7 protein-coding genes and 1 pseudogene are annotated in these 9,488 nt (G+C 39.6%); all 8 read left to right on the top strand.

What is annotated here, in order from left to right; all coding sequences use genetic code 11:
• Positions 1-465 (top strand): hypothetical protein (locus FKZ43_RS11560; RefSeq protein WP_181180365.1); only part of this gene is annotated, 465 nt, incomplete at its 5' end.
• A 449-nt stretch (positions 466-914) separates the two neighbouring features.
• Positions 915-2,042, top strand: coding sequence for an alanine dehydrogenase (gene ald, locus FKZ43_RS11245; protein ID WP_140945990.1), 1,128 nt, complete (start codon positions 915-917; stop codon positions 2,040-2,042).
• The gene (locus tag FKZ43_RS11240; RefSeq protein ID WP_140945989.1) at positions 2,039-3,334 is read left to right on the top strand and encodes an acetyl-CoA hydrolase/transferase family protein; all 1,296 of its coding nucleotides are present in this window, start codon (positions 2,039-2,041) and stop codon (positions 3,332-3,334) included. The genes ald and FKZ43_RS11240 overlap by 4 nt, the downstream gene beginning before the upstream one ends.
• A 20-nt stretch (positions 3,335-3,354) precedes the next feature.
• Positions 3,355-4,671 (top strand): serine hydroxymethyltransferase, encoded by a 1,317-nt coding sequence (gene glyA / locus FKZ43_RS11235; RefSeq protein WP_140945991.1) that lies wholly within the window; start codon positions 3,355-3,357, stop codon positions 4,669-4,671.
• Between the two features lie 12 nt (positions 4,672-4,683).
• Positions 4,684-6,144 carry a DUF7033 domain-containing protein gene (locus FKZ43_RS11230; protein ID WP_140945988.1) on the top strand — a complete coding sequence of 487 codons (1,461 nt, stop codon included), beginning with the start codon at positions 4,684-4,686 and terminating at the stop codon, positions 6,142-6,144.
• The gene (locus FKZ43_RS11225; RefSeq protein WP_140945987.1) at positions 6,144-7,004 is read left to right on the top strand and encodes a DMT family transporter; all 861 of its coding nucleotides are present in this window, start codon (positions 6,144-6,146) and stop codon (positions 7,002-7,004) included. The genes FKZ43_RS11230 and FKZ43_RS11225 overlap by 1 nt, the downstream gene beginning before the upstream one ends.
• Before the next feature lie 10 nt (positions 7,005-7,014).
• Entirely contained in the window at positions 7,015-7,911 is an 897-nt protein-coding gene (locus tag FKZ43_RS11220; RefSeq protein ID WP_140945986.1) for a DUF58 domain-containing protein, read from the top strand.
• 215 nt (positions 7,912-8,126) lie between these two features.
• Positions 8,127-9,488 (top strand): annotated as a pseudogene (locus tag FKZ43_RS11215) (hypothetical protein); the annotation flags it as partial.

Genomic DNA, 9,488 nt, shown 5'->3' with positions numbered 1-9,488 from the left:
GAGATAACCAACTTTTATGACATCATTAAAAAGCTCGACGAACTTGAGCACGAACGCATTGAGAAATTGAACGAGCAGATAACTGAGCAGATAAACAGAAACCTCGTGGTTGAGTCAATACATAAGTTCAGTCGTGTTGTAGATTTCTGGGGTTTTGATAAGAGAGTTGTCTTTAAGATCAACTTTAAAAATGTCGGTGATAAAATCGTTGACGAATACAGCGCGATTGTAAAGTGTAGAAATGAAAATGGAAGATTGTTGAAGAGGTTCAATGTGGTCATAGGCGACGATCTTAAGCCGGGTCAGGTCTTGAGCGTGGTCAGAGAGTTTGATGTTAACATATTTATACAGACCGAGACCGAACTTTATGATACGCCCTCTGAAAATCTATACTTTGATATAAGAATACCGTATGTTAAGTTTAAGGATGGGGGCGAGCTGAAGCTTCAGGGAAGATTGAACTAACAGATTCAAGGGGTAGGGGAGTTTCCCTGCCCCTTTTAAGTCGTTTCAAAATTAAAAACAAAATAGCAACACCGAAATGAAGATTGCAAAATTTATTTAGCTTGATTAAGATAGTGATCGGCACAGATAGGATAATTTAGTTTGGGCAAAATCATATCTGTTAGGATGTTTGATCGTGCAGGTCAGATTCCCGAGTAAGATTTAGAGAGATCTTCAAGATGCTTAAATAGGAGCGGGGTTGGGGACACCTGACTCCGCTTTTTTGTTTAAATATAACTTTGCCATTTGGGGCATTAGTGAAGAGTGAGATTTTGTTTTATTCGTTTTGATTGATTCGCTTTGCAGAGTTAATAAGATAGCTACATCGGGCGTGATGTTATGTTGTTTATGAATTTCCAAAGAGTTTTTCGTATATTTAATTGCAAAAATAACAAAAGGTATTTTGACCTATGAACATTGGAATTCCAAGGGAAAGTGTGGATGCGCAAAAAATTCTTGAAAGGAGGGTAGCACTTACACCTGCTGGGGTCAAAGCACTTGTTGATAGTGGGCATGAGGTTTTTGTTGAGTCAATGGCTGGTGAATATAGTGGTTTCAGTGACGCTGAATACGAAAAGATGGGAGGTAAAATTGTATTTTCAAAGGAAGAGGTTTACAAAAGGGCGCAGATGATAGTTAAGGTTTCAAGACCAAGTGAGGCGGAGTATTCTTATTTGTGTGATGGACATTTATTGTTTGGTTTTCTTCATCTTGCGGTTGCGCCGAAAAGTTTTGTTGAGATTTTGCTTGAGCGTAAGATAACAGCCATAGGGTATGAGATAATTGAACTTCCTGATGGTCGTCTTCCGATACTTCAAGCGATGAGTGAAATAGCGGGGCAGATGGCTATTGTTATAGCTGCGCGTTATCTTCAAAACGAGGATGGTGGAAGGGGTATTGTTCTTGGTGGGATTCCGGGGGTTCCACCGGCGACTGTTGTGATTTTAGGTGCTGGGGTTGTTGGGCAAAACGCTATAAGAGCAGCTCTTGGACTGGGGGCACATGTAGTGGTGCTTGATAAAGATGTTGATAAGTTAAGGGAGGTTGAAAAACTTTTTGACAAGCGCGTTGAAACAGCTATAGCCAATGTTTATAACATTGAAAAAGCGGTTCAGTTTGCCGATGTTTTAATAGGTGCTGTTTTAATTCACGGGGCACTGACCCCAAAGCTTGTAACTGAGGAAATGGTCAAAAAGATGAAACCCGGCTCTGTCATAATTGATGTTTCAATTGATCAAGGTGGGTGTATTGAAACAAGCAGACCAACGACGATAGTTAATCCCGTTTTTGTTAAGCATGGCGTTATACATTATTGTGTTCCGAACATAGCTTCAAATGTTGCAAGGACTGCAACTTATGCTTTGACGAATGTAAGTTTGCCTTACATACTTGAGATTGCGAACAGTGGACTTGAACATGTTTTGAGGGAGCGCCCGTCTTTTGCCAAGGGGGTTTATACTTATTTGGGTTATTGTACAAATCAAAGCATCGCCGAAATTTTTAACTTGAAATACAAAAAAATTGAAGAACTACTATGAGCTGGACAAAGCACTTTAAAGAAAGAACAGTCACGGCTGAGGAAGCGGTAAGGGTCATAAAATCGGGTGACAGGGTTTGGGTTCATCCGGGATGTGCTACGCCGGAGCCGTTGATAAAAGCGCTTGTTGCGAGGAAGGATGAACTTGAAAATGTTGAAATAGCACATATCTTAACATTTGGAGAAGCACCTTATGTCGCACCGGAAATGCAAGGTCATTTTAAGCATCGTGCTTTTTTCACAGGGGCTAATGTTCGCGATGCAGTCAATGATGGAAGAGCTGAATTTGTGCCGATATTTTTGTCCGAGATTCCAAGGTTGTTTTACAGCGGTGAATATAAAATTGATGTCGCTTTGATAACTGTTTCTCCGCCAGATGAATATGGTTTTTGCAGTTTTGGTGTCGGGGTTGAATGCACTAAAGCAGCAGCTGAGACGGCAAGGATTGTGATAGCTGAGGTCAATACAAATATGCCGAGGGCGCTTGGGGATAGTTTTATCCATGTGAGCAAAATTCATTATTTTGTTGAATCAGATAGACCTTTGTTTGAATTGCCAAAGGAAGAGATAACCGATTTACACAGGAAGATCGCGGGTTATATAGCGGATTTGATTGAGGATGGTTCAACTTTACAGATGGGGATAGGTGGGATACCGGATGCGGTTTTGCTTTTTATGAGGGATAAGAAAGACCTTGGCATTCACACTGAGATGTTCAGCGATGGGCTTTTGCCATTGATTGAAGCAGGGGTTGTGAACAATGAAAAGAAGACATTACACAGGGGCAAGGTCATAGCGAGTTTTGTTCTCGGGACCAAGAAGCTTTTTGAGTTCATAGACAATAATCCGCTTTTTGAGTTTCATCCTTCGGATTATGTGAATGATCCGTTTATAATTGCGCAAAATGAAAAAATGGTCGCTATAAATTCTGCTTTACAGATTGATTTGACCGGGCAAGTTTGTTCTGATTCCATCGGTCATAGAATTTACAGTGGTATAGGTGGGCAGGTTGATTTCATCCGTGGGGCAGCTCGTTCAAAGGGAGGGAAGCCGATAATTGCATTACCTTCAACGGCAAAAAACGGAACGATTTCAAGGATTGTTCCAGTTTTAACGGAAGGAGCGGGTGTTGTAACTTCAAGGGGCGATGTTCATTATGTCGTCACTGAGTATGGTGTGGCTTATCTTCACGGTAAAAGCATAAGAGAAAGGGCTAAGGCGTTGATAGAAATAGCTCATCCTGATTTCAGGGATTGGTTGAAGTTTGAAGCGAAAAAGAGGTGTTATTTGTAAAAACAAAAAGATTTAAAGTTATGTTTTTGTTGAAGGAACAGGACCCAGAAGTTTATAGGGCGATAGCTGGTGAGGTGGAAAGGCAAAATTATACGCTTGAATTAATAGCGAGTGAAAATTTCGTTTCAAGGGCTGTCCTTGAGGCGATGGGGTCAGTTTTGACAAATAAATATGCCGAGGGATATCCTGGCAGAAGATATTACGGTGGATGTGAATTTGTTGATATCGCTGAAAATTTAGCCAGGGATAGGGCAAAGCAACTTTTTAATTGTGAATATGCCAATGTTCAACCGCATTCCGGGAGCCAAGCGAATATGGCTGCTTATTTTACATTTCTTCAGCCCGGGGACACGATTATGGGATTGAATTTAGCTCACGGCGGACACTTGACCCATGGTTCGCCTGTTAATTTCTCTGGGAAGCTATACAGAGCCGTTTTTTATGGTGTTTCAAAAGAGACGGGAAGGATTGATATGAACGAAGTTGAAGACATCGCAAAGCGAGAGAAGCCAAGGATGATAGTTGTTGGCGCAAGTGCTTATCCAAGAGATTATGATTACAGGGCATTTAGGGAGATAGCTGACAAAGTTGGAGCGTATCTTATGGCGGACATAGCACATCCAGCTGGTTTGATCGCCTCGGGTTTGTTGAATAATCCTTTGCCATATTGTGATATTGTCACATCAACAACGCATAAGACGTTGAGAGGACCGAGGGGAGGTTTAATTTTGATGTATAAGGACAGAGAAAATCCATTCGGTATAAAGACGCCAAAAGGTGATCGTCTTCGTATGATGTCTGAGATAATTGATGGTGTTGTTATGCCTGGGATTCAAGGTGGACCTCTTATGCATGTCATAGCTGCTAAGGCAGTTGCCTTCGGTGAGGCGTTAAAGCCAGAGTTCAAGGAGTATTCAGTGCAAGTTATAAAAAATGCAAAAGCGTTGGCAAATAAATTGATTCAGCTCGGTTATAATCTTGTTTCTGGTGGAACTGACAATCATTTAATTTTAATTGATCTCAGAAATAAAGGTATAACTGGGAAAGACGCAGAAAAGGCACTTGAGCAAGCTGGGATAACCGTGAATAAAAATATGGTTCCGTTTGATGATAAAAGTCCGCTTGTCACAAGTGGGATACGTCTTGGGACCCCGGCGCTTACTACAAGAGGTATGAAAGAGAAGGAGATGGAATTTATAGCTGAGTTAATTGATAGGGTGATTTCAAATGTTGGGAATGAGCAGGTTTACAAAGAGGTTAGAGAGCAAGTGAGGGAACTTTGCGAAAGGTTTCCGCTTTATGATTTTGTCTCTTTGAGCGATGTTATCGTTAAGTGAGAGAGTTTTGGGATGAGGGTTAAAGTTTTTATAGATGTTGAATCACAATCGCAGAGAAAAAGAGTTGAGTATGTATTAAGGAATTTTTTCAGCGTTTATAAAATTGATTTTGATTTTGTCAATTCAATTGACGATGCCTCGCATGAGGATTTTTTGATCGCTTATGGTGATTTTTTTAAAATAGAAAAAGGTATTTTCATCAGGAGGAGTGAGGAGGCGATTAAACTTTTTGACGATGGAAAGGCATATGATACGATGTTTGTTCATTTTGTTAGACTATCTCCACCCTTTGTCCCCGAAAAGTTTGATGGGTTTAAGCTTCCCATCTTTTTCAAAGTTGGTGAGCCGGTGTTTAGAGTTGAGGATGAGTTTGCTGTCATAAACTTTGATATTCTCTCGTGTTCGTTTTATTTTTTGTCCTGTTGGGATGAGAGGATAAAGAAGGCAAGAGATGAAATCGGTCGTTTTCCAGATGTGGAAAATTTACTTGTAAAGATTGGCGTTTCTGATTTTCCGATAGTGAATTTTTACTTTTACATTTTGAAATCGTTGATGGAAAAATTTGGCATCGTAGTTGAGTTGAAAAAATGGGGTGGAAGGAATTTTGCGGTCTGTCTTACGCATGATGTTGATGTGTTAAGGAAATGGTCTCTTTATGGAATTTATAATGAGGTTGTGAATAAATTTATAATGGGACGGGAGGACATTCAAACGAGGCGTCATAGGTTTGCGAGATTTGTTTATTTTCTTTTAAAAGGTCTTGATCCTTATCGTGAGGGTTTGGTAAGAATTTTTGAATTTGAAAAATCACTTGGTGTTAAATCAACCTTTTTCTTTAAATCGGGCGGAAGCTCAAAGTATGATGCAAATTATAAATGGGATGAATTTCTTGTTGACTTCGTCAATAAGTTAAATGGCGAGAGTTTTGAAGTTGCTTTCCATCCGTCGTTTTCATCTTTTAAAAATTTTGATTTAGTAAAATATGAGAAGGAAAAGCTTGAGCGTTTAGTTGGAATTAAAGTTTCAGGTGTGAGATGGCATTATTTGATGTATGACTTTGAGACCACGCCTTTTTTTGAGGAAATGATTGGCTTTAGATATGATTCAACGCTTGGTTTCTTGTCAAGAGGTGGTTTCAGGTGTGGTTATGCTTTCCCTTTCAAAGTTTATGATGTTGAGAGAAATTCTGAAATTAATGTTTACGAGATTCCGATAGTTTTTATGGATTCGGTTTATCAGTATGGTAGAAGTTCAGAAACGGTTGATGAGATTTTGGAGAAGGTTTTTGAGCTTGTTGAGGTCGTGAGAAGTTTTGGTGGGGTTTTTAATGTTATATTTCACAACACGATTTATGATGAGTTTGATTTTAAAGGGTGGGATTTAATCTATGAAAATTTAGTTCGCCATGTTATTGGGCTTGATGCTTTCGTTGGGAGTTGTGAGCAAATTTTAAATTTATTTGAAGGTGAGTGATGGTTTATTTTTGGCTGACGATACAGACATTGATTGCAAGTTTTACACATATAATTGCAAAAGCGGTTGTAAAGGAGGTTCCGCCACTTACATTGACATTGTTTAGGTCTGCGATCGCTGGTTTAGGTTTTGGGTTTGTGTTGAGATTTTCAAAGCATGGGAGAGTGAAAGTTGAAAAGAATGATAGATTTAAATTTTTATTGCTTGGGATTCTTGCTGTCCCGTTGAATCAATTTGCGTTCATCCTCGGGATAAAATATACAACGCCTGCGAATGCATCTTTAATTTATGCGATGACGCCAATTTTTGCGTTGATTTTTTCTGCGATTTTATTGGGGGAGAAGATCAATTTTTACAAAGTCGTTGGGGTAATTTTAAGTTTTGTTGGGATCGGTATCATATTCGGGGAGAGCGGTTTGAGTTTGCGGTTGGAGAATTTAAAAGGCGATGTCATAATAATGTTTGGGGCGATGTTTTGGGCGCTTTATTCAATACTTGGGCGAAAGATGATAGTTAAGTATGGTGCTCTTTATGTAACCGCAGTTGCAGTGATGATTGGCAGTTTGATTTATCTACCGTTTGGGTTATATGATTTCGTTAAGTTTGATATGGCAAAAGTTTCTTTTGGTTCTTATCTTGGCGTTATTTATCTTGGGGTTGGAACTTCAATTTTTGGATATTTTCTTTGGTATTATGCTATAGGTAAGATTGAGGCGAGCAAAGTTGTCATTTTTACGAATGGGCAACCGTTGATGACGGCTATACTTAGTGTGTTAATTTTTGGTAATCCGATAACTTTGCCTTTTTTAGTCGGTGGGACTTTAGTTATAGCAGGTGTTATACTTGTTCAACTTGGATGAGGTTTAAACGATGCAAAATCACAGGAAATATCTTGACCCTCAATTTGTATCAAGGTTATCAAATCTTGAGCTTATCGCACGGCTTGTTGTTGAGGGTTTCATAGCTGGTTTGCATAAGAGCCCGTATCATGGTTTCAGCGTTGAGTTTTCTGAGCATAGGCAATATTCAGCTGGGGATGACACGAGATATATTGATTGGAAGGTTTACGGCAGAACGGATAGATACTTTATAAAGCAATTTGAGGAGGAGACAAATTTAAGATCTTACATAATTCTTGATGCGAGTAGATCAATGGGTTATTCATCGGGGGGAAATATAACAAAGTTTGAGTATGCGTGTTATTTGACAGCTGGCTTATCTTATCTTATGTTGATGCAAAGGGATGCAATTGGTCTTGTTTTATATGATGAGCGGATAAGGAAGTTCATTCCGCCGAGGTCTGTGAAGAGTTATTTGAGTGTTATATTGTCCGAGCTTGAGAGTAATGAGCCGTCAAATAAAACGAAGACAGCAGATGTTTTACATTCAATTGCCGAAAGGATAAAGAGGCGAGGGCTTATAATTGTGATAAGCGATCTATTGGATGAGCAGGATGAAGTTATAAGTGCGTTAAAACATTTTAAGCACAAAAGGAACGAATTGATAGTTTTTCAAGTGCTTGATCCAGCGGAGAGAAATTTCAATTTTAATTTTGACGCTATCTTTAAAGATGTTGAGACATCTGAGAAGATAATGACGCAGGGACTTTATGTTCAGAAGGATTATAGAAGGGCTTTTGAGGAGTTTATCAAAAGATATCGGCTTGAATGTCTTGTAAATGGAATTGATTATGAACTTATGGACACAAGCACTTCGTTTGATGTTGCTCTTTTTAGATATTTGAGCAAAAGAGGGCGGTTGATGTGAATTTTAGGAAAGCTCGTTTTTATCCAATTTTTTATTGACAAAAAGGCGTTGCTTTTTTTATATTCAATAAAAAATAAAGTCCGCTTCAAATGCGGCTTATTTCAATTTTTCTGATCATAATCCTAAGCTTCCCATCTCTATTCTCGCAGGTTTTATCCGATAGGAATAAAGCCCTAAATATTTTAAGGGGGATTTTTTCCAGTGAGAGATTTGAAATGCGAGAGCGCGAGCATGAAAGTGTTAAAAATTACATGAAGCAAGTTCTGGAGATTTATAAAGCCACACAGATAAAAAGGGAAGTATACAAGAAAGATGGCGGGGGCGGTAACTTCAGGAAAGTAAAAAGTTACGCTGATAGAAAAAGTTTGATTATGAATGGCAATAAGGTGATGACGGTTATCTACAACTATGGTGCAATTGGAGCTGGTCCTAATTTCAACCGTAGGTTAAATGTCGTTTGGAATGATCTGCCTCATATATATGAGTTCAGTCCGTTGGTTGCAGCATCAGTTGTTGATACAAGTGGTAGAAGAATTCATGTTGTGAGTGACGGTTTGAGATACTATAGCACGGTATCGCCTGATGGGACGGAGTTTTGGACATTTAATCCGCTTCCCGGATATGCTGATCCGAATCAGGACAAGATAGCACATAATCCTGACAAGGACAGAGATGGTGATGGCAAGCCGGATTCTTGGCCAGCAAGTTGGTATGATCCTGTTTTAGGGAAATATGTTTGGCCTGGGTATTTGTCAAGGGATGCAACGCAAGCAGACCTTGAAGCATTCTATGTAATGGATGATAGGGATAACAAGGAGCATGGATACTTTCCATTTCCTGAGGATTCTACTCGTCGCGGTCTTGGAGTTCAAGTTCAAGTTAGGGCTTTACAGTGGAGCAATCCGCTGGCTGAGGATTGTATCTTCTTTGTCTACACTATTACGAATGTGAGCCCTAAGAAATTAGATTCGGTTATTTTTGGGATGTATGGGGATGCTGATATTGGTGGTGGGGCACCAACAAGTAATGAGCAGACGGATGATGACGCGTTTTTCGTTCCGCCTTACAATGTTCCGAATTATCCGCCAGTTGATAACATCCCTGTTTATGCAAGAAGTATGGTTTATATTTGGGATCACGATGGGAAAGGTGAATTTGGTTTGAAGCCTGGGTATTTTGGTTATAAATTTTTGGAGTCGCCGGGGAATCCGTATGATGGCATAGACAACGATGGTGATGGTATGGTTGATGAGAGTCAACAGGATGGGATAGACAATGATGGTGATTGGAATCCTTTGATAGATGATGTTGGTGTTGATGGGATTCCTGGGACTGGGGATGAGGGTGAGGGGGATGGTATTCCAACGAGAGGTAGGTTGTTGCCAGATGGTAGTTTAGACCCTTTGAGTCCAGGTGAACCAAACTTTGAGTTTACAGACCTTGATGAATCAGATATGATAGGTCTAACCAGCTTCAACGCTTTCATTTGGTCAACTGATTATGTAAGCAATGATGAGAACATATGGAACAGGTTAAAGCCGGGGAACTTTTCTGAGATTGTTCAGACAGCTGATAAT

The organism is Candidatus Thermokryptus mobilis, assembly GCF_900070205.1.
GTDB classification, from domain to species: Bacteria; Bacteroidota; Ignavibacteria; order Kryptoniales; family Kryptoniaceae; genus Kryptonium; species Kryptonium mobile.
Note: the sequence above shows the minus strand (reverse complement) of the source record. Positions and strands in the feature narration are given on the sequence as shown.